Origin of the sequence: Winogradskyella sp. (assembly GCF_028289625.1) — a bacterium.
In the GTDB taxonomy this organism is placed as follows: domain Bacteria; phylum Bacteroidota; class Bacteroidia; order Flavobacteriales; family Flavobacteriaceae; genus Winogradskyella.
The window spans coordinates 15,305-40,828 of the sequence record NZ_JANQOM010000032.1 but is presented as its reverse complement, the minus strand read 5'-3'; the positions used below and the strand labels follow the sequence as shown (position 1 = coordinate 40,828).

General features: G+C 35.1%; 24 protein-coding genes. 15 read left to right on the top strand and 9 right to left on the bottom strand.

Going from position 1 to position 25,524, the window contains the following annotated elements:
• The first annotated feature begins 1 nt into the window (after position 1).
• On the top strand, positions 2–547 hold the full coding sequence (locus tag Q0992_RS06805) for a YfiT family bacillithiol transferase (protein ID WP_299521583.1): 546 nt from the start codon (positions 2–4) through the stop codon (positions 545–547).
• A 91-nt stretch (positions 548–638) separates the two neighbouring features.
• On the opposite strand, the gene Q0992_RS06800 is transcribed toward Q0992_RS06805, so the two are convergent.
• Together Q0992_RS06800 and argS are read right to left on the bottom strand one after the other, a co-directional pair.
• Positions 639–1,937 (bottom strand): carboxypeptidase-like regulatory domain-containing protein, encoded by a 1,299-nt coding sequence (locus Q0992_RS06800; protein ID WP_299521582.1) that lies wholly within the window; start codon positions 1,935–1,937, stop codon positions 639–641.
• 201 nt (positions 1,938–2,138) lie between these two features.
• Complete coding sequence (argS, locus tag Q0992_RS06795; RefSeq protein ID WP_299521581.1) at positions 2,139–3,914, bottom strand: arginine--tRNA ligase; 1,776 nt, start codon at positions 3,912–3,914, stop codon at positions 2,139–2,141.
• A 121-nt stretch (positions 3,915–4,035) separates the two neighbouring features.
• Between argS and Q0992_RS06790 the strand changes: the two genes are divergently transcribed.
• The 4 genes from Q0992_RS06790 to Q0992_RS06775 all read left to right on the top strand — a co-directional run bounded on the left by Q0992_RS06790 (position 4,036) and on the right by Q0992_RS06775 (position 8,612).
• Complete coding sequence (locus Q0992_RS06790; RefSeq protein WP_299521580.1) at positions 4,036–4,404, top strand: VOC family protein; 369 nt, start codon at positions 4,036–4,038, stop codon at positions 4,402–4,404.
• Positions 4,405–4,429: 25 nt separating this feature from the next.
• Complete coding sequence (locus tag Q0992_RS06785) at positions 4,430–5,560, top strand: glycosyl hydrolase 53 family protein (protein WP_299521579.1); 1,131 nt, start codon at positions 4,430–4,432, stop codon at positions 5,558–5,560.
• A gap of 329 nt (positions 5,561–5,889) precedes the next feature.
• Positions 5,890–7,941, top strand: coding sequence for a tetratricopeptide repeat-containing sensor histidine kinase (locus tag Q0992_RS06780; RefSeq protein ID WP_299521578.1), 2,052 nt, complete (start codon positions 5,890–5,892; stop codon positions 7,939–7,941).
• Positions 7,942–7,979: 38 nt separating this feature from the next.
• The gene (locus Q0992_RS06775) at positions 7,980–8,612 is read left to right on the top strand and encodes a chromophore lyase CpcT/CpeT (RefSeq protein ID WP_299521577.1); all 633 of its coding nucleotides are present in this window, start codon (positions 7,980–7,982) and stop codon (positions 8,610–8,612) included.
• Here the strand turns inward: Q0992_RS06775 and ctlX are convergent.
• On the bottom strand, positions 8,609–9,541 hold the full coding sequence (gene ctlX, locus Q0992_RS06770; protein WP_299521576.1) for a citrulline utilization hydrolase CtlX: 933 nt from the start codon (positions 9,539–9,541) through the stop codon (positions 8,609–8,611). The two genes, Q0992_RS06775 and ctlX, sit on opposite strands and share 4 nt — an antisense overlap.
• A 113-nt stretch (positions 9,542–9,654) precedes the next feature.
• Here ctlX and Q0992_RS06765 point away from each other — a divergent pair, with 113 nt between their 5' ends.
• A complete protein-coding gene (locus tag Q0992_RS06765; protein WP_299521575.1) occupies positions 9,655–11,406 on the top strand; it encodes a M14 family metallopeptidase in 1,752 nt (583 codons plus the stop codon).
• A gap of 61 nt (positions 11,407–11,467) precedes the next feature.
• On the opposite strand, the gene Q0992_RS06760 is transcribed toward Q0992_RS06765, so the two are convergent.
• Together Q0992_RS06760 and Q0992_RS06755 are read right to left on the bottom strand one after the other, a co-directional pair.
• The gene (locus Q0992_RS06760; RefSeq protein ID WP_299521574.1) at positions 11,468–12,700 is read right to left on the bottom strand and encodes a T9SS type A sorting domain-containing protein; all 1,233 of its coding nucleotides are present in this window, start codon (positions 12,698–12,700) and stop codon (positions 11,468–11,470) included.
• 816 nt (positions 12,701–13,516) lie between these two features.
• Positions 13,517–14,098 carry an NUDIX domain-containing protein gene (locus Q0992_RS06755; protein ID WP_299521573.1) on the bottom strand — a complete coding sequence of 194 codons (582 nt, stop codon included), beginning with the start codon at positions 14,096–14,098 and terminating at the stop codon, positions 13,517–13,519.
• 119 nt (positions 14,099–14,217) lie between these two features.
• On the opposite strand from Q0992_RS06755, the gene pyrE reads away from it, so the two are divergent.
• A complete protein-coding gene (pyrE, locus tag Q0992_RS06750) occupies positions 14,218–14,862 on the top strand; it encodes an orotate phosphoribosyltransferase (RefSeq protein ID WP_299521572.1) in 645 nt (214 codons plus the stop codon).
• Positions 14,863–14,887: 25 nt separating this feature from the next.
• Positions 14,888–15,283 carry an SRPBCC family protein gene (locus Q0992_RS06745; RefSeq protein WP_299521571.1) on the top strand — a complete coding sequence of 132 codons (396 nt, stop codon included), beginning with the start codon at positions 14,888–14,890 and terminating at the stop codon, positions 15,281–15,283.
• Here Q0992_RS06745 and Q0992_RS06740 read toward each other — a convergent pair.
• Entirely contained in the window at positions 15,280–16,011 is a 732-nt protein-coding gene (locus Q0992_RS06740) for a biotin--[acetyl-CoA-carboxylase] ligase (protein ID WP_299521570.1), read from the bottom strand. The genes Q0992_RS06745 and Q0992_RS06740 overlap by 4 nt on opposite strands.
• 93 nt (positions 16,012–16,104) lie before the next feature.
• Here Q0992_RS06740 and rsfS point away from each other — a divergent pair, with 93 nt between their 5' ends.
• The 6 genes from rsfS (at position 16,105) to Q0992_RS06710 (ending at position 20,891) form a co-directional block, all read left to right on the top strand.
• Positions 16,105–16,476, top strand: coding sequence for a ribosome silencing factor (gene rsfS, locus Q0992_RS06735; RefSeq protein WP_299521569.1), 372 nt, complete (start codon positions 16,105–16,107; stop codon positions 16,474–16,476).
• A gap of 32 nt (positions 16,477–16,508) precedes the next feature.
• Positions 16,509–18,452 carry an ATP-dependent zinc metalloprotease FtsH gene (gene ftsH, locus Q0992_RS06730; RefSeq protein WP_299521568.1) on the top strand — a complete coding sequence of 648 codons (1,944 nt, stop codon included), beginning with the start codon at positions 16,509–16,511 and terminating at the stop codon, positions 18,450–18,452.
• Between the two features lie 103 nt (positions 18,453–18,555).
• Positions 18,556–19,164 carry an LUD domain-containing protein gene (locus tag Q0992_RS06725; RefSeq protein ID WP_299521567.1) on the top strand — a complete coding sequence of 203 codons (609 nt, stop codon included), beginning with the start codon at positions 18,556–18,558 and terminating at the stop codon, positions 19,162–19,164.
• Positions 19,164–19,985: a phosphatidate cytidylyltransferase gene (locus tag Q0992_RS06720; RefSeq protein WP_299521566.1), complete on the top strand. Its 822-nt coding sequence runs from the start codon at positions 19,164–19,166 to the stop codon at positions 19,983–19,985. Before Q0992_RS06725 ends, Q0992_RS06720 begins: the two co-directional genes overlap by 1 nt.
• Positions 19,975–20,628, top strand: coding sequence for a phosphatidylserine decarboxylase family protein (locus Q0992_RS06715; RefSeq protein WP_299521565.1), 654 nt, complete (start codon positions 19,975–19,977; stop codon positions 20,626–20,628). The genes Q0992_RS06720 and Q0992_RS06715 overlap by 11 nt, the downstream gene beginning before the upstream one ends.
• The gene (locus Q0992_RS06710) at positions 20,625–20,891 is read left to right on the top strand and encodes an acyl-CoA-binding protein (RefSeq protein WP_299521564.1); all 267 of its coding nucleotides are present in this window, start codon (positions 20,625–20,627) and stop codon (positions 20,889–20,891) included. Before Q0992_RS06715 ends, Q0992_RS06710 begins: the two co-directional genes overlap by 4 nt.
• A 6-nt stretch (positions 20,892–20,897) precedes the next feature.
• Here the strand turns inward: Q0992_RS06710 and Q0992_RS06705 are convergent, their stop codons facing one another.
• Complete coding sequence (locus Q0992_RS06705) at positions 20,898–21,809, bottom strand: dimethylarginine dimethylaminohydrolase family protein (protein WP_299521563.1); 912 nt, start codon at positions 21,807–21,809, stop codon at positions 20,898–20,900.
• Between the two features lie 59 nt (positions 21,810–21,868).
• Positions 21,869–23,155, bottom strand: coding sequence for a citrate synthase (locus Q0992_RS06700; protein ID WP_299521562.1), 1,287 nt, complete (start codon positions 23,153–23,155; stop codon positions 21,869–21,871).
• Between the two features lie 212 nt (positions 23,156–23,367).
• Here Q0992_RS06700 and Q0992_RS06695 point away from each other — a divergent pair, with 212 nt between their 5' ends.
• Positions 23,368–24,123 (top strand): DUF481 domain-containing protein, encoded by a 756-nt coding sequence (locus Q0992_RS06695; RefSeq protein WP_299521561.1) that lies wholly within the window; start codon positions 23,368–23,370, stop codon positions 24,121–24,123.
• A 58-nt stretch (positions 24,124–24,181) separates the two neighbouring features.
• Here Q0992_RS06695 and eno read toward each other — a convergent pair whose 3' ends face one another.
• Positions 24,182–25,474 carry a phosphopyruvate hydratase gene (gene eno, locus Q0992_RS06690; protein WP_299521560.1) on the bottom strand — a complete coding sequence of 431 codons (1,293 nt, stop codon included), beginning with the start codon at positions 25,472–25,474 and terminating at the stop codon, positions 24,182–24,184.
• Positions 25,475–25,524: the final 50 nt, after the last annotated feature.

The following is a 25,524-nucleotide window of genomic DNA, read 5'->3' as shown; positions in this document are numbered from 1 at the left end:
CATGACTGAGCAAGAATTTCATAAATTACGGTTTTCTATCGGTGAATTTACAAAGCCTGAAACTATCACCCAAGAGCATTTAAGAGAATGGATTACCACGATAGAGTCATTCCCAGAACGTATAGAATCAGTAACAAAACAACTCAATGCTAAAGAATTAAACTATAAGTACAGACCGAATGGTTGGACTATTAAACAAGTGGCACACCATTGTGCCGATAGCCACATGAACAGTATTATACGATTTAAACTCTCACTGACCGAAAATAGACCGACTATAAGACCCTATTATGAAGACCGTTTTGCCAAGTTAATTGATTACTCAGAGCCCATAGATGCATCCATTTTTATTTTAAAAGGGGTTCACGAAAAACTCTCCGTTTTACTAAAAAGTTTTAATGAAGCAGATTTAAAACGAGAATTTATTCATCCCGAACATGGAAAACGTTTTTCTTTGGAAGAAACCATTGGTGTCTATGCATGGCATAGCAATCATCATTTCTCCCATATTGAACAAGCGCTTCGTTATAAGGAAAGTTTTCGTTGAAAGCTAATTAACTCATTTATGAATTCAAGTTCTTTCCGATTGGTGAAACAAAAAGGCAACATAGGTTAAAGAAGGTTACAGAAATCTCTTATTATGGAATTCCATTAGCCGTTTTACGCTCTTCTTTTTTCTTCTGTCTTTCAATGCTCTTCCTTATTTTGTCAATGGCATTCTCTATGGATTTATCGGGTTCTATCAAATTGTACTTGCCCCAAAAATCCGGATCAGAGAATCCCAGTATGGCATCTGTAATTATTATGGAAGGGCTAAGCCTATCCCTAACCTTAATTTTTCGATTAGACGTGTTTATTTCCCAATCCGTAACTGCCATTTCACTAGATAAGCTATAAACTTTATTGAACAACTGACGTTTTTTATTGACTTTAAACCTTAAGTTTAAATTTGAATAACTATAATACCATTTATTGCCATTAGATTTATAGTCCACCTTATAATTAGCTTCCAAAGGATACACTATGATGTTACTAGGTTTCTTTTTTACCAGAAGATTTTTGCTTTTGCTTTTATCGCTAAGATCAAGTGCATAATTGGCACTTACCAAGGCCAATGATTTTACATCGATATATAGTTTACCAATATAGCTATAGTTAAGCGCATTGCTCTTAGGGGCAAAGTTCACGACATAAACATTTCTATTATTTATACTTGATGGAGCGTCAAAAGAAAAGGCATAACTACCAATGGTTTCTTCATTGAATATATATTCCGGATATTTCATGATATCTAAATAAATAGTCGAAAAAGGACCTCCTTGAAGCTTCACCGATACGGTATCGAGGCGTTTATAATCTGTACTTTTTCTCGCCTTACCCAACTGAATAATATCTCTTTGCGTGGCATTGTTAGATTGCTTTAGAATGTTAACAACCGCCTCCGTCAGAGACACATTTCGGCTACGTCTTTTTATCGTCTCTCTATAAAAAGCTGTCATAAATACTGATTCTGAGCGATCGTGTTTATTTTTGTCTTCAAACACTCGTCTGATCAGAGTCTCAGCATTTTTAAAAGCTGAGATATTTACTTCAGATAATTCGGTAACAACACTTAATAGTTCTATTCTATTATTTTTTTTGTTTAGTTCTGAAACCGGAATTACCCTAGTATTATACCCTAATAAGTTTACCAAAATCTTAGAGTCTAAATAAGCGTCAGGAACTTTGAGTATAAACTCCCCTTCAGAATTAGTAATAGTACCAATGTTAGTTGCATTAATATTAAGGCTGGCCGCTTCTAAGCCTTTTTTTGATTTTCCGTCAACCACTCTACCACTAAATTCAGTGAAGCCTTCTTGGGCACTTAATGTAAAAGTCACCAAAAGTATAGCGATGAAATTACTGGCTAGCGATTTAAATGATATAAGTCTTTTCATCTGTTTAATTTTTTTATTCTATAAGCCCAGAAATGATTTACTGTAATATCACCTTTTGTATACTATAGTTTTATAGCTGATTTTACGGTATAACTATTTAGCTTTTAACCATCTACTAAGATAAGTAAAAAACACGGGAAGCCTTTAAGCCATAGTGTTAAAAATTGAAACAATACAATAGGGCTCAATCATATGATAGACCTACATACGCTCTGGTACGTCAATACCTAAAACGCTGAATGCATTTTTTATGGTCTGCCCAACGGTTTTTGAAAGTTGTACCCTAAAGACTTTTTCCTCTTCTTTATCAGCACCAAGAATTGGAACTAATTGATAATATGAACTATACTCTTTTGCTAAATCATATGCAAAATTGATAACTGCGGAAGGGTTGTAATTTTGGGCAGCATTTTGAATCACCTCAGGAAAAGACTTCAATTGTTTTAAAATCTCTTTCTCCTTTTCATGTAACTTTAATGAGTTAATTTTTTTCTGAAAATCAAAATTTGCCTTTCTCAGTATAGCTCTAGTTCTAACATACATCATTTGGACGAAGGGCCCTGAATCACCATTAAAATCAATAGATTCTTTAGGGTCAAACAAAATTCGTTTCTTAGGATCGACTTTAAGAATTTGATATTTAAGAGCTCCTAAACCTATTAATTTATAAATTTCTTTTTTCTCTTCTTCAGAATAGCCATCTAACTTTCCTTTTTCATCAGCTATTTGTTGAGCTGTGTCCGTCATTTCTTGAATAAGATCATCGGCATCTACAACTGTTCCTTCTCTACTCTTCATTTTACCACTTGGTAAATCGACCATCCCATAGCTCAAATGATATAAGTTTTTCGCCCAGTCAAAGCCTAGTTTTTTCAAAATCAAAAACAAAACCTTAAAATGGTAATCTTGCTCATTACCTACGGTATACACCATACCACCAACATCAGGATAATCCTTTATTCGTTGTATGGCTGTACCAATATCTTGGGTCATATACACTGCTGTACCGTCAGCTCTTAATACGATTTTCTCATCGAGACCATCTTCGGTAAGGTCACACCAAACCGAACCATCCTCTTTCTTGTAAAAAACCCCTGTTTTTAGCCCTTCCGCAATAAATTCTTTACCTAATAAATAGGTTTGGCTTTCATAGTAATATTCATCAAAATCGACACCAATAGCCTTATATGTCGCTTCAAAACCCTCATAAACCCAACCGTTCATTTTTTCCCAAAGTGCAACAATATCTTTATCACCAGCTTCCCATTTTCTAAGCATATCTTGAGCTTCTAACAGAATTGGTGTACTCTTTTTTGCTTCTTCTTCTGAATAACCATGAGATACTAATTCAGAAATTTCCTTTTTGTAAGCTTTATCAAACTTCACATAATAGTTTCCAACAAGTTTATCTCCTTTTAAGCCAGTCGATTCAGGAGTTTCCCCATTGCCGAAGCGCTGCCAAGCCAACATACTCTTACAAATATGAATCCCTCTATCGTTGATAATCTGGGTTTTATAAACGGTCTTCCCTGCAGCTTTTAAAATCTCAGCAACTGAATACCCTAACAATACATTTCTAACATGTCCTAAATGCAACGGTTTGTTGGTATTTGGTGAAGAATATTCCACCATGATGGCTTTTTCATCTTTTTCTTTTACAAAGCCATAGTCATCGTTATCCTTTATGGTATTAAAGAAGTTTGTGTAATAAGTATCGTCGATTTCAATGTTTAAAAAGCCTTTAACCACATTGAAGGCTTTAACTAAATCCACATTATCTTTAAGGTATTCTCCGATTTGCTGACCGATAACAGCTGGATTTCCTTTAACAACGCGCAGCATTGGAAATACAACTACAGTGATATCTCCAGCGAACTCTTTCCTAGTGGCTTGGAATTCAACAGATTCTAATTCCGATTGAAACAAGGCTTTTACAGCAGCCATAACCTGTAATTCTAAAGTATCCTGAAGCTTCATATTTTATTTTACACTTTGCGCTTTTAAACGTCGGCAAAGATAGCAGTTTTATTATTTCATTAAGGTTTTGAACCCTCATAATTCCCTAATTTTAAAGCTCTACTAAAACATCAATAAAAAAATGAAACGAAAAAAACACTTACTAAGAGGTATTCCTGTCTTAGCATCATTGGACATCAATAAAACTGTTAACTTTTATAAAACAAAACTTGGTTTTGACCGTGTTGGGTATTTAGATGACAATTATGCTGTTATTGCTCGTGATAATTTTGTTGTCCATTTTTGGAAATGTAATGATAAAATTCATCCAGAAAATACAAGTTGCTACGTAGATGTAGAGGACATTGATACACTTTACAATGAATTAGTATCTTTTAACGTCATTCATCCCAATGGCATATTAGAAGACAAGCCATATGGAATGCGAGAATTTGCTATTTTAGATGAAGATGGAAATTTAATTAAATTTGGACAAGAAATCGAGGAATAATGATTTTTAAAAATTGAATCCTACTATGAAAACTCTAAGGTTTATCGTTTTATTTTTATGTATTGCCTGCTCAACCAGCGACGATTCCAATAATGATTCAAATAATGGTCCCGATAATGCAAATACCTTCTATAAAGGAATGGATTTATCCTTTCAGAGCGAATTGGAAGATTATAATATTGATTATAAGGATGCGGACGGAAACACTGTTGGACTATTGGACTTTGTAAAATCCAAGGGCACAAATCTTGTAAGATTAAAGCTTTGGCACACACCACAAAATGGCGAAAATGGTCTAGCTGATGTAAAAGCTTATGCCCAAAGGATAAAATCCAAAAACATGGATTTTCTGCTCAATTTCCATTACAGTGACTTTTGGGCAGACCCTGGAACTCAGACACCACCACAAGCTTGGCAGAATATGACGTTTCAAGAGGTAGAAGTCGCCATTTATGAATACACAAAGGATGTGGTTACACAGCTAAAAGCACAAAATACTTTACCAGAAATCATTCAAATTGGTAACGAGACCAATAGCGGTTTTTTATGGGATTTTGGAAGGGTTTGGGATGATTTTAGTGATAATTGGCCAAATTATGCAGCCTTGGTTTCAGAGGCCATTAGAGCCATAAAAGAGGTTGATACAGAAAACAATGTCCGTATTATGCTTCATCATTCAGACGTAGAACGCGCTATCTTCTTTTTTAATGAACTGGAGTCCTTTAATCTCGATTTTGATATTATCGGCCTGTCTTATTACCCACAATTTCACACACAAGATTTAAACCTCGTTAAATCTAAATTAAATGAACTGGCCAATACATTTAATAAAGATATTTTAATGGTTGAAGTGGCCTACCCTTTTACATTGTTATGGAATGACAATCAGACCAATTTTATTGGAAGTACAGATCAAATCTTAGAAGAATTCTCTCCCTCTCCCCAAGGTCAAAAAGCTTATTTTGAATGGCTTATAGAGACCATTAAAAATATACCCAACAATCATGGTATTGGCTTCTGTTATTGGGCACCGGATTGGGTGGCTTTTGATGGGAATGAAGCAACCTCAACTGTGGGTAGCTCTTGGGAAAATCAATGTTTATTCGATTTTGAGCTAAAAGCACTACCAGCACTAGACCTTTTTAATTCTAACTAAATGAATATCAATGTTTTAAATCAAAAATGCATTTTATCGATAAAATGGTCGTTTTTCTAGGATTTCTGCCGTTAATCGATACAGCTTTTTTTTTGTGAATTTCATCTGTCATTTCATCTAATTTATTAGCATTAAATCCCAAATATTAGTGTAATTGAGCACATTATGGCATTTTTGATAGGCTATTAAACAATGTCCCAAACATTAATGAGGCTTAATTATCGAACATTAACCACGTTGTTATTGTTTAGTGTTGACTTACTTTTGGCATCCCTCTATAAAAGTTACATACACCAAAACATTGTACTTCGTCTATCAACCGTTAGAAGATGAAGCAGTTACTGACCTTGGCTGTTTGTCTTGTTTCTTTCATTGGTTTTTCCCAAAATGAAAGAATAGACGACCTTACGGTACAATTAGCCTATCAAAATGCCGATTCCACTAAGGTTGACTTATCGCTAATGCTCATTAACGAACTCTATGCCATTGAAGATTACAATAAAGCGCTACGTTATGTTAATCAAACTGCAAAACTTGCCGAACAGTTAAACTACACTAAAGGACTTGCCGAAAGCACTTACTACAGAGCCTTAATTTACACCGAGCGTAACGATTACTACAACGCTATTGACAACTATGATAAATCGAGAAAGTACTATCTTCAAATCAGCGATACCTTGGGTGTTGCTAAAGTGAGCAATAGTATTGGTCTTATTGAGATAAAACGCGGAAACTATGCTGTTGGACTTCAAAACTCATTATCCGCTATTGATATTTTTGAAAAACGCGGTTTAATAGATGAACTTAGTTCTGCTTACAACAATTTGGCCGAAGCTTATTTTAAGACCAATCAAATTGACAAGGCCATTGAGTTTAACCTTAAAGCCCTCGATGTTAGAAAACGTATCGATGATCGTAACGGTATTATAGTTTCGACCAAAAATATTGCTGATCTGTATTCTTTAAGAAAAGAGCATCGCAAAGCTATTGAGTACTATGAAGACGTTTTGGATATGCTGAATCCAACAACGGATAAAGATATGCGAGGTGAAATACTTCCTAAACTTGGTAGCGAGTATTTAGAATTCAAGGAATACGACAAGGCCTCGCAATATTTGGTTGAAGGCTTAAAATATAACAGAAAACAGAATAATCAAGAAGGGCTTTTAAGAGCGTTAAATGCTATTGGAAACTTAAATCTTCAGAAACGAAAGGTAAAACTTGCCGAGATTCAACTTAACGAAGCCTATGGTATTGCCCAAAAAATAGATAATAAAACGGCTTTATTAGAAAACTATAAACTTCATATAGCCTTAGATTCAACTCGTGGTTACTTCCAGAATGCATTCTTTTGGCAAAATAAATACTACGATCTAAAAGAAGAACTATCAAAAGTAGAACCACTCACTTTTCCTACTGATATTGAACCTATTGATATCTACAACTCAAATCCAATTGAAAAGGAAATTGACAATTTTGAAGAAGATAATAAAGCTAAAAAATCATGGCTAAATAATCCTTTGGTTGTATATGGAGCACTTGCTGCTGCTCTTGTTTTATTGACACTGCTCTTACTTAATTATTTGAAGAATAGAAAGTATAGGGAAATCATTACGAATCAAAATGAGAAATTAGCACAAGAACAGGTTAGAAATGAGGCTATACTAGAACAGACGCATCATCTTGAAGAAATTAATCAAGTAAAGGACAAATTATTCTCAATAGTTTCTCACGATTTAAAAGATTCCATTTCATCCATAAAGGCCTTTTTAGATTTATTAAAGGAAGACAGTATATCCAAAGAAGAGTTCAGGGAATTAATCCCTGAATTGAGCGAAAATGCCAATAATGCATCTTCGCTACTATTCAATTTATTGAATTGGTCTAAATCACAAATGCAAAGTCTAGAACCTAAACCAGAACTTTTCAATATCCAAGAGGTCTTCCACACAAAAATGGCATTAGTAGAGCAAAAGGTTGAAGACAAGCGTATAGTACTTATTGATGAATCGCAACGCGATTTTGTTTATGCAGATCGTAGCATGGTTGAAATTGTTATTCAGAATTTAATTACCAATGCTGTTAAATTTAGCAGAACTGGTGATGTGATTACGGTTTCCAATCAAGATGTAGATGGCAAAGCATTGATTTGTGTTGAAGATACGGGAGTTGGTATATCTAGAGAAAATATCGATAAGCTTTTTAATGCAAATAAAAACTTTACAACTGTTGGCACTAAAAATGAGAAAGGGACAGGACTTGGATTAACCATTGCCAAAGATTTAGTGGAACTCAATGACGGAAGAATTTGGGTAGAAAGCACTGTTAATATGGGCAGTAAATTCTTTATTGAACTTCCGAAAGCTGCACCTACGGCTTAATTAATTTTATCTATATTTAGGTCTCAAAATATAGATATATGAAACGCTTATTTCCTTTTTTAATTCTCGCAACTTTAATTTTTAATTGTAAAAATGAAACTAAGTCTGAACCTGAGGTCAAAGAGGATACAGAACTTAAAGAGTTATTCGCATTAATGCAAGGATCTTTTAATTCTGAAATTCAATCGCAAGTGGATTCGTCTTACTTTAATATTTCGCTACATATGTATCCTATTTGGGAAGACCAAGGCAACTTCCTCTATGTGGAACAAGCTTTAAACAGTATGCAAGATAGACCCTATCGTCAACGCATCTATGAAGTTACCAGATTATCGGACAGTACCTTTAGCTCGGCAGTGTATTCATTGGATGTCGATTCTCTTTGGATTGGTAAATGGAAAACACCAAAAGCTTTTGATTCTATCTCGTTAAATGATATCGCACTAAAAAAAGGGTGTGAAGTAGTGCTAAAGCGTATGTCTGAAAAACGCTTTATGGGAAAAACAGGAGACACAACTTGTGTAAGTACTCTGCGAGGCGCATCATTTGCAAGAAGTGAGGTTGAAATATTAGAAGATAAAGTAATCTCTTGGGATAGAGGTTTTGATGCTGATGGCAACTACGTTTGGGGAGCTGAAAAAGGACCCTATATTTTTAATAAGCTAGATTAAGCTTTCGGTAAAAATATCTCAGCCATCATACAACGTGCACTGCCGCCACCACAGGTTTCAATGGTTTCTAAAGAACTCGAAAGAATTGGGCAATACGTTTCAATACGCTTAATTTGATTTTTGGTCAAACTTTTACGAGCAGCCTCGCTCATCACTAAATAACGTTGATTTTTAGACCCTTGTACTTGTAACATATTCCCTGCAAACTGGTGCATCTGGGCTTCGGTGATGGCTATTATTTCCTTACCGTCTTGCTTTAAATGTTTTATCACATTTTTACGCTCTTTTTTATCGTCAATAGCATCTAAACAAATCACGGCATAATTCTCTGCCAAACACATCATTACATTGGTATGATAGATCGCCAGTCGCTTTCCATCAACGGTCTGGTTCGCTGTGAAAATAACTGGAGTATACTCAAAATCCTCACAAAATTCTATAAAAAGATTTTCATCTGCTCTAGGCGATAAAGCACAATACGCTTTTCTATTGATACGGTCTAAAGCCACACTTCCAGTGCCTTCCAAAAAAACACCTTCATCTTCAGCAGATGTATAATCTACTATATGCTCTATTTTAAAACCTTCTTCCTCAAGTCGTATAAAAACGTCTTCCCGTCTTTCTTTCCTCCTATTTTCGGCAAACATAGGGTAAATAACCACATCTCCATTATTATGAAAGCTTACCCAATTATTCGGAAAAATTGAATCAGGAGTATCAAACAACTCATCATCGCTTACGACAACAACATCAACTCCAACAGCCTCTAATTTTTCAACGAATGCATCAAACTCATTCTGAGCTTTCAGGTTAATTTCGGCATTTTTAAGATCTAAATCTTCCTGAAAATAATTATTGACAGCCGTTTGTTCATTCATCCTAAAACTTATAGGACGAATCATCAAAATTGTATTGGTTGTTTGTTGCATTATTGAACTTTTGAAAGTGATGCAAAATTAGTCTTTTTTCTTATCTGAATTTTACGATATTCACAATATTTATGGCTTAAAAGCTGTAAGTTTGAAACTCAATCACATACGTTATGAAAAAACTTCTAATCTTTCTTTTTATCCTAACCTCCTGTTCAGAAAATTCAAAAAAAAATGGTCGGGATACATCCGATATTGATTTCACAACTGTTTTTGAAAAGAGTAATGGACTGGAAACAGCGACTTATGAAGAAACCATTCAATATTACACGGATTTAGCTGATAGCTATAAAGAAATTTCGATTAGAGAAATCGGTGAGACAGACTCTGGCAAACCATTGCATATTGTTACCTTAAACATGAGCAGATCTGGTGATAATTTTGAAAAACTAAGAACCGACCATAGAATTATACTGATAAATAATGGCATACATCCTGGCGAATCAGATGGTATAGATGCAACGATGATGCTATTTAGAGATTTAGCTAATGGTACAATTGAAGCACCAAAGCATACTATTTTAGTGACCATACCCATTTATAATGTTGGCGGTAGTTTAAATAGAAATTCGGGAACAAGAACCAATCAAAATGGTCCAAAAGCATATGGGTTTAGAGGAAATGCACGCAACTATGATCTAAATAGGGATTTTATAAAATGTGATACAAAAAACGCAAAAACTTTTGCACAAATATTCCATATGATTCAACCAGATGTTTTTATAGACAATCACGTCAGTAACGGTGCAGATTATCAGTATACTTTAACCCATTTATTTACCCAACATAATAAATTAGGTGGTCCCTTGGGGAATTATCTTCATAATAACATAATGCCTTCATTAGAACAAAAGCTCAAAGCAAAATCCTGGGACATTACTCCTTATGTTAATGTATATAATCGTACTCCAGAATCTGGTTTTTCGCAATTTATGGATTCGCCACGCTACTCTACGGGTTATACAACCTTATTCAATACTTTGGGAATGATGGTCGAAACACATATGCTAAAACCTTATAAGCAGCGTGTTGAGGGCACTTATGAACTTATGAAGAGTATGCTAGAGATTACTGATGAGCTAGGAGCCAGAATTACAGAGCTTAGAAACGCACAAGCTAAAACATGGTCAGCAGGCAGCACCTATCCATTGACCTGGTCCGTCGACACCACAAAATCCTCGACTTTAAAATTCAAAGGTTATGAAGGCACTATGGTGCCAAGTGATCTAACCGGAGCACAACGCTTAAAATATGATAGATCAAAGCCATTTATAAAGGATGTCACCTATCAAAATTATTTTGTCCCAGCATCTGAAATTACTATTCCTAAAGCTTATGTTATTCCTCAAGGGTGGCACGATGTCATTGATTTATTGAAAATCAACAAGGTAGAATTAAAAACATTTGAAAAAGATACCCTCTTAAAAGTTGAGTCTTATAAAATTGGTGATTATAATACGAGACGATCAGCTTATGAAGGCCACTATCAGCACTATAATACCAAAGTAAAATCCTCTGAAGAAACCTTAACCTTTAGACAAGGAGATTATTTAGTAAAGACCGACCAAAAAGCAATTCGCTATTTATTAGAAACCTTAGAACCTACTGCGCCAGATTCCTTTTTTAATTGGAATTTCTTTGATACCATTTTACAACAAAAAGAGGGGTTTTCTCCATATGTATGGGAAGATAAAGCAAAACAGCTCTTAAAAGCTAATCCGAAATTACAGATCGAATACAATATAATGCTAAGCTATGATGAAGCGTTTGCTAATAACTGGTATGCGCAACTCGATTGGATCCATAAAAAGAGCAAGTACTACGAAAAAGCACATTTGCGGTATCCTGTTTACCGAGTTAAATAAAAACTAAAAAGCCACCTAAATGGTGGCTTTAAAACCTAAGTTGTCGTAATTATAAATGCTATTAAAATACTTGAACTTTGGTAGTGAAGTTTCTAAATTCTGAGTTAAGTTGAACAATATATGTCCCATTATTTAGATTACTCATATCTAATTGATGTGTACCATTAGATAATGTTGTAATAACTCCACGTTTTAGTAAGCGTCCTTGCAAATCTATTATTGAATAGTTAATGGTTTCGTCTTCTAATAATTTTGTTTTAATATTCAAGTTAGATCTTACAGGATTTGGATATACTGAAGTCTCCGTTAATTCACCCAACATTGATTTTTCGAAACTGTCATAACTATCAAATTGATTTATCAAGTTATTTACAATTTCAACATCCGGATTTGAGCTTTTGTTACTTCTAAAGACATTACTGAAAATTTTACAGAAAAACCTTGGTAAAACTAAACTTACAGGAGCCCTAACTTCTAATGATGCACAGATATCACCGCCATCTTGTTGTAATAATGGTAGTACATCAAATGCAGTGGTTACACCAAATTGGACGATGCTCAAATCCAATGTATTTGGATTATATACCAAACTATGAATTCTATAAAAGCCTACATTAGTTACGTCAAATTGAGGAGTATTAGAAACATTAAGGATGGTCAAATTGAAGGCGTTAGTTAAAACAAAAATTTGAGAAAATCCTTGAGGAATTACTGGTTGGTCTGCTATTTCAGCATATATTGTTGCAACACCTCCATCTAAGCACTGAATAGGATGATTTGAATATAATGTTCCTGAAAACGCAGTACATTCTTCTTCCTCTTCAACATGTATCGGTGCTCCAGGTACGTCCAATGCCGCACATAAGTGGCCGCCACCTTGTACCAATAAACCGTTGACATCAAAGCCAGTGGTCACTCCCAACTGCACGATGCTCAGGTCCAAGCCCGTTGGATAGACCAACGTGTGGATCGTATAATCGCCTGCCTCCGTAACCGTAAACTCTGGGGTTCCGCTTACCTGCAGTATCACTAGGCCTTCGCCTTGCGTCAATACGAACAACGTGCTGTAGCCCTCCGGCTGGTTCGCATCACCGTTCGGTGTAGCTGATATCGTTGCGGACCCTCCTTCCAGTGTAACGTTGCCCTCATCGGCCGTCAAGGTCCCTGCGTCGGGATTCGTAATGTGCACAGGTGCTCCCGCTACGTCCAAAGAGGCGCACAGCTCTCCTCCGCCCTGAATCAATAAACCGTTGACATCGAAGCCCGTAGTGATGCCCAGCTGGACGATACTCAAGTCCAAGCCCGTTGGATAGACAAACGTGTGGATCGTATAGTCTCCTCCGCCCGTTACCGTAAACTCCGGTGATGGGCCTACCTGTTCAATGACAAGGCCTTCTCCTCTGGTCAGCACGAACAGCGTACTGAAGCCTTCCGGTACAAAGGCATCTCCGTTGGGATGGGCTGATATCGTCGCCTCGCCCGTGGAACAGACCTGTGTCTCTGTCGCCGTCAAGGTCCCGGCATCCGTCAAGCACTCTTCCGATTCTGTAATGGTGAATGTTATAATATCTCTATCACAAGTCCGTCCTCTAGCCCGATTACGCCTATATAGATTCGCCGTAACTTTATAAGTTCCTGTTCCTAAGTTCCAAGTATTACCTCCTGCAGGAAATGTATATGGTAACACATTTTCAATAATTTGATAAACTTGACCAGTATCTAAATTTTGTACCTTATATCTAAGGCTTTGTGAGTAACCATCAATATTAGCATTAAGATAGAACTCATCTGGCAGTTCTGAAATTTCATAAGTTCCACTGTTATCAATATGGACTGATTCGTGTCCGTTGGTAAATTCAAAACCCTCAATGTCACCACACCATCGAGATTTATTTTGAGCTAAACCAAGTGTTAAAAAACTAAAAAATAAAACAAATAGGTTGACTTTTAGATTTGGGGTCTCTAGAAGTAACTTGTTTTTCATTGCTTTTTGTTTAATTATTTTTCAATAAAGTTAAACAAAATATAAATCGATGGTTTGCACCCTTTTAAAATTTAAGAATTATTAACAAGAAATCGGATGAAAAGTAGTTTTTTGCTGATAAACCGATTAAACTAATATTTTGATATTTGCGTAGCTATTTTCTAGGGCTTTTTGAGACGCTTTATTATCTAGCCATTTTACTTCGGTAATGCCTTCTTTTTCTTGTGGATGTAACTTACCTTCAAAATTAGTCTTCATTTCAAACCAATAGGTTATCTTAATTTTATGCTTACCGTTTCGTTTAAAAATATGATAGGTTGTGGATAACGATTTAGTAATTTTTAGTCCCTTAACTCCGGTTTCTTCTTCAACCTCACGAATAGCAGTCTCTTTAATAGACTCTCTTTGCTCCACTTTTCCTTTTGGTAAATCCCATTTGCTATTTCTGTAGATGAACAATACTTCATTTCTAGCATTATAAACCTTACCACCGCCCGCAATTACATTGGGTAATAATTTTAAAAAATGCTTTAAAAGTTTATCAGGATTATCATGTATTAAATGGACAGCTTTTAAATCTGTATTGCTAAGTGTCTTAATCACTTTCCCAATATTGACAGATTTCAAAAGAAAAGACTTAAAATCAGTTTCTTTCTTGACTTCTGTAGTCAGAATAATAGGTTTATCACCTACATAAATGGTGTACATGGATTTGGTAAGTTATAACTTAGCTAATGTAAAAGTATTATTTTTTACGAAACTCTTTTTAATTTACAATTAATTTCAGTTAAAATTCTAAAGCTTATAAAATTCATTAGTTTTGCAAAATGATTTTTAATAAAGAAACTGCAAAAAAAACCGCTGAAGTTTTATTGCAAATAAATGCCATAAAATTACAACCCAATAACCCATTTACATGGGCATCGGGATGGAAATCGCCAATTTATTGTGACAACAGAATCGTTCTTTCTTATCCTTTAATTAGGAATTATATAAGAGAAACTATGGCTAAACATATTGAAGCCCATTATGGCAAACCCGATGTTATTGCTGGTGTAGCTACTGGTGCAATTGGTATTGGAGCTTTGGTTGCAGAATATCTAAATCTCCCTTTTGTTTATGTAAGACCCGAAGCTAAAAATCATGGTCGCAAAAACCAAATTGAAGGCCATGTAGAAAAAGGACAGTCGGTAGTAGTTATAGAGGATTTAATAAGCACAGGAAAAAGTAGCTTAAATGCTGTAAATGCTCTTAAAGAAGCTGAAGTTAACATTAAAGGTATGGTTGCTATTTTTTCTTATGGATTTGATGTAGCCACAAAAAATTTTCATGATGCCAAAGTGGAACTCCACACCCTGGGTAATTATGAAAATCTTTTAGAGCAAGCTTTAGATACCAACTATATCACTAAAAAAGAACAAGACATTTTAGCACAATGGAACTCCAATCCAAGTGAATGGAACGCTAATTGATATACACTTTCAAAAACAGAAATAAATGAATCTAGAATCACCTAAAGTTACATTAGATAAATCGGCAGAAGACACATTTAGTTTTTTATCTGATATAAAGAATTTTGAAAGTTTAATGCCTGAAAACATTAGTAAGTTTGAGGTATTAGAAGAAGACACATTTCTTTTTGCATTAAAAGGGATGCCAGAAATTACCTTGAAGAAGAAGCAAGCTAATCCAAATAACAAAGTTGTATTGGGTGCTGCAGGAGGAAAATTGGATTTTTCGCTTACTGGAACTATCACCGAAATTGACGCCAATAAAAGTGAAGTTCAATTGATTTTCAATGGTGAATTTAACGCTATGATGGCTATGATGATTAAAGGACCTATTAGCAAGTTTATTGAGACTTTGGCTACTAACATGAAAACCGTGTTTTAGTACAGCAAGGTTACCTCCTTTAAATCAAAAGTTTTAACCACATCATCTTCCATCCAAAGGACGAGTTTTCCAGTTTCTGATATACCTTGTATAATACCAGAAAATGTTTTGTTATTGACACACTTGAATGTTGAAGGTTTTCCTTTGCGGAACAGAAGTCGTTCATATTGTGTCTTTAACTCTTCATATTTATGAGATTCTAGCATCTTGAAATAGAATTGAAGTGCGTTCAAAATTTTGGATAAGACTTCATCTTTATTATAGATAATTCCAGTTAATAGACTCATAGATGAGGCCCTAGGTAAATCGTTAAAAAACTTTTGATTTACATTGAGCCCAAAACCTATAATACAACCTTTGAATTTATTGTTTTTAATGACATTTTCTATTAAAATCCCACATATTTTTTGGTTTGCTGACAAAATGTCGTTAGGCCACTTAATGTATAGTTTTGGGATTTTAAATGACTTAAGTGCTTTACAAATCGCCAAAGATACTGCCATGCTGATATAAAACTGATTTTCTACTTTAAAATTCGCAAACTTCTTAAACACACTAACGGTAAGGTTTTTACCTATCTCAGCATCCCATTGGGTTCCCATTTGTCCTCTCCCAGAAGTCTGCTGTTCGGCAACAACAACTGTATAATCTTTTGGCATAGCAACTGATGCCATATCCTTTAGATACGTATTTGTAGAATCGGTGGCATCAAGTTTGATTATAAACATTTAAATGGCGTAGTATTTTATAGTTTTCTTATGAGAATTAGAACCTACAAGAACTAAAAAAATAATAACTTTGCATAAATTTAATTCAATTTAATGACGAAAGACAAAACTAGTGCAGACCAACTCATTACAACAATTATTGGTGGAATAGAAGAGGTCAAAGGAAAAGAAATTACAATTTTAGATTTAAGAGATATTGAAAATACGGTTTGTGATTATTTTATAGTTTGTGAAGGCACTTCAAACACACAAGTTAACGCAATCGTCAACTCCATACAAAAACAAGTTAGCAAAACCACTAAAGACAAGCCTTGGCACATAGAAGGTAAAGATAATGCAGAATGGATTTTAATGGACTATGTTAATGTTGTTGTTCACATATTTCAGAAACACATCAGAGATTATTATGACATTGAAAGTCTTTGGGGAGACGCTAAAATGACGCAAATAGAAACGAGTTATTAAACAAAAAAGAGTACCGCATTCGCGGCAACAAAATGGCAAAAGACAATAAAAATTTAAATAAAAAACCTAAAGTAAATCCGTATTGGATTTATGGGGTAATAATTGCAGTATTTTTATCCATACAGTTATTCTCAGGTGGTTTCGGTGGATCTACAGGTACACAAACAACACCATCACAGTTTCTAGAATACCTAGACAGAGGAGATGTGGCTAAGGTTGAGATTGTTAATAAACGAGAGGCACGAGTTTATTTGACCAAAGAAGCTCAAGAACAAGAGATTCATAAAAAGTCTAAACCAAAATCGATTCTACCTTCTGTAACGCCTATTCCAAACTATAAGTTCGAATTTGGTGATCTTCAGAATTTTGAAAAAGATATTAGACAAAGTATTGAAGAAAATAACCTGAGTACTGAAGTTAAGTATGAGACAGAACAAAATGTCTGGGGTGATTTCTTGTTGACCCTGTTACCTTTTATCTTAATAATCGGAGTATGGATTTTCATAATGAGACGTATGTCTTCAGGTGCAGGAGGAGGAGCTGGAGGACAGATTTTTAATATAGGGAAGTCCAAAGCCAAACTTTTTGACGAAAAGTCGGATACTAAAACATCCTTTAAGGATGTGGCCGGCTTAGAAGGAGCAAAAGAAGAAGTTCAGGAAATCGTTGATTTTTTAAAATTCCCCGAAAAATATACTTCTTTAGGTGGAAAAATACCAAAAGGTGCCTTGCTTGTAGGACCTCCGGGAACTGGTAAAACATTATTGGCGAAGGCTGTTGCTGGTGAAGCTAAGGTACCGTTCTTCTCCTTATCGGGCTCTGATTTTGTTGAAATGTTTGTAGGTGTTGGAGCTTCACGTGTAAGAGATTTATTTAAACAAGCAAAAGAAAAATCTCCTTCAATCATTTTCATAGATGAAATAGATGCTATTGGTAGAGCCAGAGGAAAGAATAATTTTTCAGGATCAAATGACGAACGCGAAAACACCTTAAATCAATTATTAACTGAAATGGATGGTTTTGGCACTAACACCAATGTTATTGTCTTGGCAGCCACTAATAGAGCGGATGTTTTAGATAATGCATTAATGCGTGCTGGTCGATTTGACAGACAGATTTATGTCGATCTCCCAGATGTTAGGGAGCGTAAAGAAATTTTTGAGGTTCATCTGCGTCCTTTAAAAAAGGATGAAAAACTCGATGTTGATTTCTTAGCAAAACAAACCCCTGGTTTTTCAGGTGCAGATATTGCCAATGTTTGTAATGAGGCCGCTTTAATAGCTGCAAGAAAAGGAAAAAAAGCCGTAAACAAACAAGATTTCTTGGACGCCGTGGACAGAATTATTGGTGGCTTAGAGAAGAAGAATAAAATCATCACACCAGAAGAAAAACGTGCGGTTGCTTTCCACGAAGCTGGCCATGCCACTGTAAGTTGGATGTTAGAACATGCTGCCCCACTTGTAAAAGTTACAATTGTCCCTCGTGGACGCTCACTCGGTGCGGCTTGGTACTTACCCGAAGAGCGACTTATCGTAAGACCTGAGCAAATGTTAGATGAGATGTGTGCTGCATTAGGAGGACGAGCAGCTGAGCAGGTCATCTTTGGCAAGATTTCAACAGGTGCACTTAGCGATTTAGAAAAGGTGACCAAGCAAGCAAGAGCCATGGTGACCATCTATGGCCTTAGCGATAAAGTAGGCAACCTTACTTACTACGACTCTTCCGGACAATCTGAATTTGGATTTACAAAGCCTTACAGTGAAGAAACAGCTGTACTTATAGATAAAGAAATATCTGATATTATTGAGGAGCAATACGATCGAGCCGTTAGACTTCTCGAAGAGAACAAAGATAAATTAACAGAACTTGCAGAGGTTTTACTAGATAAGGAAGTGATTTTCAAGGATAATCTCGAAAAAATCTTTGGAAAACGTGCTTTTGATAAAAAAGAGGATACTACAGAAGAAGAAGAATAAAAGTATTATAATCATATAAAAAGCTTAAATTGACTGAATGTTAATTTAAGTTTTTTTATATTTGGGTATTCCCCTCATAAAATAGATTATTAGCAGTCATTAAATGAGCTTATTTCGTAAACTCTTTGGAAAAAAATCTGATCAGTCTGAAGAACAAATACCAAATCAAGAACGTGGCAAATACATGCCCGAAATTAAGTTACCTGCTGATGAACGCTTTACCATAAACTTCAAAGCTAATGGTGGTAAATTCTTGTATTGTGAAAATATGGATGAAGTTAAAGATAGCTTCAATTCTATTTTAGATGAGAACCAATGGCATAACGATAAAGTTTTTCTTATTGATGAGCGCTTATCTGCCCTTTTTAAGGACTTTAACCTTAACAGCACAACTAAAATTTCCGAAAGCTCTTATTTCCTCTCAACGTGTGAGTATTTGATTTCGGATGATGGCTCTTTATTGATTTCCTCAAATCAAATAGCAGAAAAGAAACTTAAGGAACTACCAGAACACTTTATCATTTATGCTACCACAAGTCAATTTGTTGAAAATATTGGAGAAGGATTAAAAGGCATAAAAGCCAAGAGTAAAACTAAAATACCAACCAATATTACAACAATTAAGCATTTTAAGACTGCTGACGATAAAGATTTTCTTACCTATGGGAGCAGTGCTAAAAATTTGTACCTACTTCTACTAGAAGACTTATAATGAAAGAATTATCCATAAGGGCAATCTCGGGCGCTATATATGTTCTGCTACTTATCGGTTCACTTTACATGCAAGATGCATTGACGGCATTATTAGCCCTATTTGGTATTTTAAGTCTCGTTGAGTTTAGCAATTTGATTCATCTAAAATCATTTGTGCAATACATTATATTTATCCTGTTTTTTGGAGGATTTTGGTATTTGTGCCTATGGGAAAAAAATTTAAGTGGTAGTGACGAGGCTATTCAAATTTTATTGGTCATCACCATATTTGTAAATCTCATCCTTATAAAGGATTTATTTACAACCAAAAGGATTCCAATATTCAGTTCTAAAAGCTACATTGTAACCACCTTTTATTTAACGAGTGGCTTTATTTTTATGTTACTTATCGCCAATTACCAAAACGTATTTACGCCGCAACTTCTATTAGGAGGGTTCATACTAATTTGGGTTAATGATAGCGCTGCTTATTTAATTGGTAAGAATTTTGGCAAGCAAAAATTATTTCCAAGAATATCCCCAAAAAAAACAGTGGAAGGTTTTTTAGGAGGCCTATTCTTTGCTTGTGTATCTAGTTATTTTATTTCTTTGTATACTAAAACCTTAGGTTTTACAAGTTGGCTTATTTTAGCGATAATAGTAAGTGTTCTGGGTACATTAGGAGACTTAATAGAGTCTAAATTTAAACGGCAAGCAGGTGTTAAAGATAGTGGAGTTATAATGCCTGGGCATGGTGGTTTATTGGACCGCTTAGATAGTATTATCTTTGCATCACCATTTATCTATTTGTTTTTAAGAATTTTAAGCTATGTTTCATAAAGAAGGTCATAAAATCATATTCATAACATTGGTTATTGTTGTAGGTTCATTTTTTCTAATCGATGAATTTATTACTATTGAATGGCTTAGAAAGGGGTTGATGATTGCCATTCTCATTTTCTTTATTCTAATTCTACAATTTTTCAGAAATCCAAAACGCTATACACATGCCAATAACAAGCAAGCATTATCGCCAGTTGATGGTAAAGTTGTAGTGATTGAAGAAGTTATGGAAAATGAGGTTTTTAAAGATAAGCGTATTCAAGTCTCGGTGTTTATGTCTCCTTTAAATGTCCATGTAACCCGTTATCCTATTGGAGGTAAAATTAGTTTTAGTAAATACCATCCAGGAAAATACTTAGTAGCGTGGCACCCCAAGGCCAGTGAAGAAAACGAACGTACAACAGTAGTAGTTGAAAATGAAGGTTTTGGCAAAGTGCTTTACAGACAAATAGCTGGTGCCTTAGCCAAGCGAATTGTTAATTATGCAAAAAAAGATACCCATGTCATTCAGGGTAGAGATTCTGGTTTTATAAAATTTGGGTCTAGAGTAGATTTATTTTTACCTTTAGATGCAGAAATAAAGGTAAAGCTGAATCAAAAAGTAAGAGGAGGAGAAAGTATCATTGCCGAGATGAAATGACACCAGAAGAATTACATAAAGAGTTTGAAGACTCTGTAGAACGTATAAATGCCCATACAGAACCTTTTCCTGCAGATTTTTTACTTCGTCTTTATGCTTATTATAAAAAAGCTACCAACGATTATAGTAGGCCAAGTAGCCGTAAGCCTATTATTAATGCTTTTAAAACTAATGCGCTTTTTCAGGTCCAAGATATAAGTCAGGACGAGGCCAAGGAAGAATACATCAAACTGGTTAACAACTATTTTTTATACCGCAAATAGAGAAAGTTAATCTCTAATCAAAGGCATGGTAGAACATCGCAATAAACCTTCCTGCTTTGCTATCTCCGCATAAGGGACTTCTTCTACAGTGAACCCATTTTCCCTCAACCAAGTATTAAGTCTAGTGAAGTTTTGTTCTGAGATAATAATATCCTCAGAGATTGAAAAGATATTACTATTCATATCGTACATTTCGTCTTTTGAAATTTCAAAAACGTTTTCCTTTCCAAAATAGTCCACTAGCCATTGGTATTCGCTTTCAACTAAAAACCCATTTTTATGAATAATGGCTTTATCCTTACCTATTGGCTGAAAACAACAGTCCAAATGCAGCGCATTATTGTATGGGTCCGTATTAGATTTTCTTAACTCGAAGGCTTTGACCGTTTTGTTAGGAAATAAGTCTTGAATGGCCTTAACAGCCTGAATATTAGTACGTGCAGTTATATAATTTGGATAATCCTCCCCTGAATAAGTACCTATGAAGATATAATCGTTCCAAGGCATAACATCACCACCCTCTACGTGACATTCGTCTGGTAATATAATTCTATTGGATTTATCAACATTGGTCCAAACGTATTCAGTAGCCTCAACTTCATTCTTACGATCAGGTAAAATATTGGCAATAATAATTTTGTCATCAATCACAAAAGAAATATCTCTGGCAAAAATTTGATTGTAATCCTTTATGACTTCTGGCCTATACACCTTAACATTGTATTTCTCTAACACCTTAGCAACAGCATCCATTTCCTTCATCATATCGGCTTCTAAAGGATAAGTTCCTGCCAAAACATGTTGACGACTTTTAGGATCGTAACACTCTTCAACTTTGGGTGTAGGACCATTACTTTCTGCAGTCCCTAAAATTACGGCTCTAAGACGCGAAGTTTCGTTTTGTATGTTTAATCTCATGAAGTGTATAAAGTAAAAAGCTTCATAGGTTTATGAAGCTTTTCGACAATTATTTTTAATTATCGTTCATTAATGGATCTAAACGGTCTGTAAGTCTCACCTACATAAAGTTGTCTAGGTCGACCAATGGGTTCTTTGCGCAAACGCATCTCGCGCCATTGTGCAATCCAACCTGGTAAACGTCCTAAAGCAAACATTACCGTAAACATTTCTACAGGTATACCCATCGCTCTATAGATAATACCTGAATAAAAATCAACATTAGGATATAACTTTCTGTCAACAAAGTATTGATCTTCTAAGGCCTCTTTTTCTAGTCCTTTAGCAATATCCAAAATTGGGTCTTCAACACCTAAATCCCCTAAAACCTCGTCAGCAGCTACTTTAATAATTTTTGCTCTAGGGTCAAAGTTTTTATAAACACGATGACCAAAGCCCATTAATCGGAAAACATCATTCTTATCTTTAGCCTTAGCCATATATTTTTTAGTATCGCCACCATCAGCTTTGATAGCTTCTAACATTTCTAATACCGCTTGGTTAGCACCTCCATGCAACGGTCCCCAAAGTGCAGAAATACCTGAGGCCAAAGACACAAATAAACCCGCATGGGACGAGCCAGTAATTCTTACGGTCGATGTAGAACAATTTTGCTCATGATCAGCATGAAGAATAAGCAATTTGTCTAGTGCATTTATTAGAATTGGATTTTGCTCATATTCTTTATTTGGGCTTTTGAACATCATCTTTAACACATTCTCTACATATCCGAGATTATCATCGCCATATTCGAGCGGTAGACCATTTTTTTTACGCATGGTCCAAGCCACCAAAACAGGAAACTTACCCATAATTCGTACTATGGCATTATACATAGCTTCCTCTGAATTTACATCAACAGAAGTAGGATTAAATGCTGTTAATGCACTAGTAAGTGACGATAAGACTCCCATTGGATGAGCAGAAACAGGAAAAGCGTCTATAATCTTCTTTACATCTTCACTAACTACAGAATGATGTTTTATGTCCGAATGAAATTTATCTAATTGCTCCTGAGTTGGTAATTCACCAAAAATCAAAAGATAAGCCACTTCAAGAAAATCTGCCTTTTCTGCCAATTCTTCTATAGAATAACCTCTGTACCTTAGAATTCCCTTTTCACCATCTAAAAATGTAATGGCACTTTCACAACTTCCAGTATTTTTATAACCCGGATCAATGGTAATTACTCCTCCTGTTGCATTTCTTAAGGTTTTAACATCAATAGCAACTTCATTTTCTGTCCCTACTATTAAAGGAAATTCGTATTTATTACCATTAATTTCTAAGGTAGCTTTATCTGACATATTTTTACTTGTTTTTTGTGAATTTTTAAGGATTGTAAATTTACGAAATCTCAAACGATTTCGGAAGTAGATTTATAACCGATTTAACAATAATGGTCTTTGACAAAAACAGCTTCAACAGTACAACTTTTTTATAATGAAATTGTAGCGTTTTAAGCGTCACTATGTTGAATAGAACAGCATTATTGTTAATTTTGCTTCGCTAACTGTTAATGATGAATTACCTCAGGATTTTCTTTTTTTTAATCAGTTCTTCATGCTTTTCGCAAGTCATCAATGTTGAGTCTTTACGCAGACCCAGTGATTCTACAAAGTGGATAGGTTCGGTGAGCTTGGATGTATCACTGATTAAAAACACCAATGACATTTTTAGAATTGCCAATAAAGCCCATATTCAATATGACAATGATATTGACTTTTGGTTGTTTGTTAATGATCTTAACCTTCAAAAGATTGAGGACAATTCTCTAGTAAATCGTGGCACGCAGCACCTTAGATATAATCGAAGAATTTCCGAAAGAATTAAATGGGAAGTTTTTGCACAAGGGCAGTACGATGCCATTTCCGAAATTGGTTTTAGAGGCCTGTTGGGTACTGGCCCACGTTTTAAATTGACAAAAGATGATAACTACAGGTTCTATTTGGGTGCTTTAATTATGTATGAATATGAACAGGCATCAAATCCTATTCCAAATCGTATACAACGCGATATTAGAGGTAGTACTTATTTGTCCTTTAGTTTATATCCTACTGAAACCATTACTATAATCAGTACAAGTTATTATCAACCGAGAATAGATGGGTTTAATGATTATCGTTTTTCGAGTAATACATCGTTACTATTTAAGATTTTTGAAGATTTAGCTTTTAAAGCGAACTTTAATTTCTTTCATGATGCTTTTCCTGTGACACCTGATGTACCAAAAACACAATTTGAATTCACTAACGGCTTATTATATACCTTTTAAAATAAAAAACCTATCCAAGTTAATGGATAGGTTTTGATGAGTTTTATTTTTAAAAAAATCATTTCACTTTGAAAGCCTTTTCTTGTGGAAAGTAAGCCACATCGCCTAATTCTTCTTCTATACGTAATAACTGGTTGTATTTTGCCATACGGTCGCTACGCGATGCAGAACCTGTTTTAATCTGACCTGTATTTAAAGCCACTGCTAAATCGGCTATAGTATTATCTTCTGTTTCTCCAGATCTGTGAGACATTACAGAGGTGTAGCCTGCATTTTTTGCCATATTAACTGCGGCTATAGTTTCTGTTAAAGAACCTATTTGATTTACCTTAATTAAAATAGAGTTTGCAATACCATTTTCTATACCTCGAGACAAACGTTCTACATTAGTCACAAATAAATCATCTCCTACCAATTGGACGCTATCACCTATTTTATCGGTTAGTAACTTCCATCCGTCCCAGTCATTTTCATCCATACCATCTTCAATTGAGATAATTGGATATTTAGAAGCCAACTCAGCAATATATTCGGCTTGTTCTGCACTTGTTCTAACCACACCTTTGTCACCCTCAAAAATAGTGTAATCATATTTTCCATCTTTATAAAACTCAGCAGCTGCACAGTCTAAGGCAATCTTTATATCCTCTCCAAAAGTATAGCCTGCTTTTTCTACCGCTAGTTTTATTGAGTCTAAAGCATCTTCAGTTCCGCCAGCTAAATTTGGTGCAAATCCACCTTCATCACCCACAGCAGTACTTAGACCTCTATCATGTAATACTTTCTTTAGATTATGGAAAATTTCGGTTCCCATTTGCATGGCATGCGTAAAATCTTTGGCTTTTACAGGCATAATCATAAATTCCTGAAAAGCAATTGGAGCATCACTGTGCGAACCTCCGTTAATAATATTCATCATTGGTACTGGTAATGTATTAGCTGAAACACCTCCTACATATCTGTAAAGTGGCATACCCAATTCGTTAGCCGCGGCTTTGGCAACTGCTAAAGACACACCTAATATGGCATTAGCACCTAATTTTGATTTGTTCTTTGTGCCGTCTAATTCTATCATTAATTCATCAATGGCATTTTGTTCAAATACAGACACGCCCAATAACTCCTGAGCGATAATAGAATTAACATTCTCAACAGCTTTTGAAACGCCTTTGCCCATATACGTATCACCGCCATCTCTCAACTCTACAGCTTCGTGCTCTCCAGTAGAAGCTCCTGAAGGCACAGCAGCTCTTCCCATAATTCCGCTTTCGGTAACCACATCAACTTCTACGGTAGGATTACCTCTAGAATCTAAAATTTGTCTTGCGTGTACATTAACTATAATGCTCATCTTTAAATTGGTTTTAGTTATTTATAAAATACAAATGATACTGAAACATC

Excerpts from the sequence above, each read along its gene's own strand:
- Q0992_RS06805 (WP_299521583.1), top strand. The coding sequence starts at position 2 with ATGACTGAGCAAGAATTTCATAAATTACGGTTTTCTATCGGTGAATTT.
- Q0992_RS06800 (WP_299521582.1), bottom strand. The coding sequence starts at position 1,937 with ATGAAAAGACTTATATCATTTAAATCGCTAGCCAGTAATTTCATCGCT.
- argS (WP_299521581.1), bottom strand. The coding sequence starts at position 3,914 with ATGAAGCTTCAGGATACTTTAGAATTACAGGTTATGGCTGCTGTAAAA.
- Q0992_RS06790 (WP_299521580.1), top strand. The coding sequence starts at position 4,036 with ATGAAACGAAAAAAACACTTACTAAGAGGTATTCCTGTCTTAGCATCA.
- Q0992_RS06785 (WP_299521579.1), top strand. The coding sequence starts at position 4,430 with ATGAAAACTCTAAGGTTTATCGTTTTATTTTTATGTATTGCCTGCTCA.
- Q0992_RS06780 (WP_299521578.1), top strand. The coding sequence starts at position 5,890 with ATGAAGCAGTTACTGACCTTGGCTGTTTGTCTTGTTTCTTTCATTGGT.
- Q0992_RS06775 (WP_299521577.1), top strand. The coding sequence starts at position 7,980 with ATGAAACGCTTATTTCCTTTTTTAATTCTCGCAACTTTAATTTTTAAT.
- ctlX (WP_299521576.1), bottom strand. The coding sequence starts at position 9,541 with ATGCAACAAACAACCAATACAATTTTGATGATTCGTCCTATAAGTTTT.
- Q0992_RS06765 (WP_299521575.1), top strand. The coding sequence starts at position 9,655 with ATGAAAAAACTTCTAATCTTTCTTTTTATCCTAACCTCCTGTTCAGAA.
- Q0992_RS06755 (WP_299521573.1), bottom strand. The coding sequence starts at position 14,098 with ATGTACACCATTTATGTAGGTGATAAACCTATTATTCTGACTACAGAA.
- pyrE (WP_299521572.1), top strand. The coding sequence starts at position 14,218 with ATGATTTTTAATAAAGAAACTGCAAAAAAAACCGCTGAAGTTTTATTG.
- Q0992_RS06745 (WP_299521571.1), top strand. The coding sequence starts at position 14,888 with ATGAATCTAGAATCACCTAAAGTTACATTAGATAAATCGGCAGAAGAC.
- Q0992_RS06740 (WP_299521570.1), bottom strand. The coding sequence starts at position 16,011 with ATGTTTATAATCAAACTTGATGCCACCGATTCTACAAATACGTATCTA.
- rsfS (WP_299521569.1), top strand. The coding sequence starts at position 16,105 with ATGACGAAAGACAAAACTAGTGCAGACCAACTCATTACAACAATTATT.
- ftsH (WP_299521568.1), top strand. The coding sequence starts at position 16,509 with ATGGCAAAAGACAATAAAAATTTAAATAAAAAACCTAAAGTAAATCCG.
- Q0992_RS06725 (WP_299521567.1), top strand. The coding sequence starts at position 18,556 with ATGAGCTTATTTCGTAAACTCTTTGGAAAAAAATCTGATCAGTCTGAA.
- Q0992_RS06720 (WP_299521566.1), top strand. The coding sequence starts at position 19,164 with ATGAAAGAATTATCCATAAGGGCAATCTCGGGCGCTATATATGTTCTG.
- Q0992_RS06715 (WP_299521565.1), top strand. The coding sequence starts at position 19,975 with ATGTTTCATAAAGAAGGTCATAAAATCATATTCATAACATTGGTTATT.
- Q0992_RS06710 (WP_299521564.1), top strand. The coding sequence starts at position 20,625 with ATGACACCAGAAGAATTACATAAAGAGTTTGAAGACTCTGTAGAACGT.
- Q0992_RS06705 (WP_299521563.1), bottom strand. The coding sequence starts at position 21,809 with ATGAGATTAAACATACAAAACGAAACTTCGCGTCTTAGAGCCGTAATT.
- Q0992_RS06700 (WP_299521562.1), bottom strand. The coding sequence starts at position 23,155 with ATGTCAGATAAAGCTACCTTAGAAATTAATGGTAATAAATACGAATTT.
- Q0992_RS06695 (WP_299521561.1), top strand. The coding sequence starts at position 23,368 with ATGATGAATTACCTCAGGATTTTCTTTTTTTTAATCAGTTCTTCATGC.
- eno (WP_299521560.1), bottom strand. The coding sequence starts at position 25,474 with ATGAGCATTATAGTTAATGTACACGCAAGACAAATTTTAGATTCTAGA.